This window comes from Actinomycetota bacterium, from assembly GCA_005774595.1.
Classification (GTDB): Bacteria; Actinomycetota; Coriobacteriia; order Anaerosomatales; family D1FN1-002; genus D1FN1-002.
Genome location: VAUM01000436.1, coordinates 1 through 1,326 on the forward strand (window position 1 = coordinate 1; position 1,326 = coordinate 1,326).

The window sequence follows — 1,326 nt, forward strand, 5'->3', positions numbered from 1 at the left end:
ATCGGGGTGTGAGCGTCTTCGGCGGCATCGGCGAGCGCACGCGCGAGGGCAACGACCTGTGGCGTGAGATGCGCCGCGCGGGGGTGCTTGAGCGCGCGGTGCTCTACTTCGGGCAGATGAACGAGCCGCCCGGCGCGCGGTTCCGCGTCCCGCTGTGCGCGCTGACCACCGCCGAGTACTTCCGGGACTTCGAGAAGACCGACGTCCTGCTGTTCTTCGACAACATCTACCGGTTCGTGCAGGCGGGCCTCGAGGTCTCGCTGCTGCGCGCGCGAATCCCCTCAGAGGTCGGCTACCAGCCGACATTGTTCACCGAGGTCGGCCAGCTCCAGGAGCGCATCGCCTCGACCGCCAGCGGCGCCATCACCAGCGTCCAGGCGGTGTACGTGCCCGCCGACGACCTCGCCGACCCGGGCCCGGCGTCGGTGTTCTCGCACCTCGACGCGACGGTGGTGCTCTCGCGCCGCATCGCCGAGATGGGGCTGTACCCGGCGATCGACCCGTTGCAGTCCACCTCGCAGATCCTCGAGCCCGCCGTCGTCGGCGAACGGCACGTCCGGGTGGCGCGCGAGACGAAGTCGTACCTCCAACGCTACGGCGCGCTCCAGGACCTCATCGCGATCCTCGGCGTCGAGGAACTGTCCGAGGAAGACAAGACGGTCGTCACCCGCGCGCGCCGCCTGCAGAAGTTCCTCTCCCAGCCGTTCCACGTCGCCGAGCAGTACACGGGCATCGAAGGGCGGTACGTGTCGCTCACCGACACGCTCGACGGTTTCGAGGCGATCTGCGAGGGCCGTTGCGACGACGTGCCCGAGCAGGCGTTCTTCATGGCCGGCACGCTGCTCGAGGCACTCGAGCGGCAGCGCGGGCATGCCGGCGATCTCGCTGAGCCTGTCGTCGCGGCCGCGGTGGCCGCCGCGGGTGTGGCCGAGATGCCCGCCACCTCGCAGGACGCGGAGCCCGATGCGTCCAGGGAGGCGACGGCCTGATGTCGCTCACGCTCGAGATCGTCACGCCCACCGGGGTCGCGCTCGCGGAGACGGAGCTCGACTCCGTGGTGGTGCGCCGCCGAGAGGATCGCTTCGACCCGGGGAGCGAGATCGTGATTCTCAAGTCGCACGGTCCGCTGCTGGTCAGCAGTGCCGCATGTGTGGTCAGGTTCCGGGCCGGTGGGCGGATCGGTGCGGTGCGGGTGGGTCGCGGTGTCGCGGAGGTTCTGCGCGACCGGGTCACCGTGCTGGCGCGCGAGGCCGAGGTGCTCTGACGTCTGCCCTGTACTGCCGATGAGGGCGGCGGCCTCGGGGGAGGGGCGATCACGGACGGGCG

General features: G+C 70.6%; 2 protein-coding genes. Both read left to right on the top strand.

What is annotated here, in order from left to right; genetic code table 11:
- Nucleotides 1-989, top strand: a 989-nt coding sequence (gene atpD, locus FDZ70_10775) for a F0F1 ATP synthase subunit beta (protein TLM65833.1), incomplete at its 5' end; no start/stop codon positions are given.
- Nucleotides 989-1,264: a hypothetical protein gene (locus tag FDZ70_10780; protein TLM65834.1), complete on the top strand. Its 276-nt coding sequence runs from the start codon at nucleotides 989-991 to the stop codon at nucleotides 1,262-1,264. The genes atpD and FDZ70_10780, both read left to right, overlap by 1 nt.
- Nucleotides 1,265-1,326: the final 62 nt, after the last annotated feature.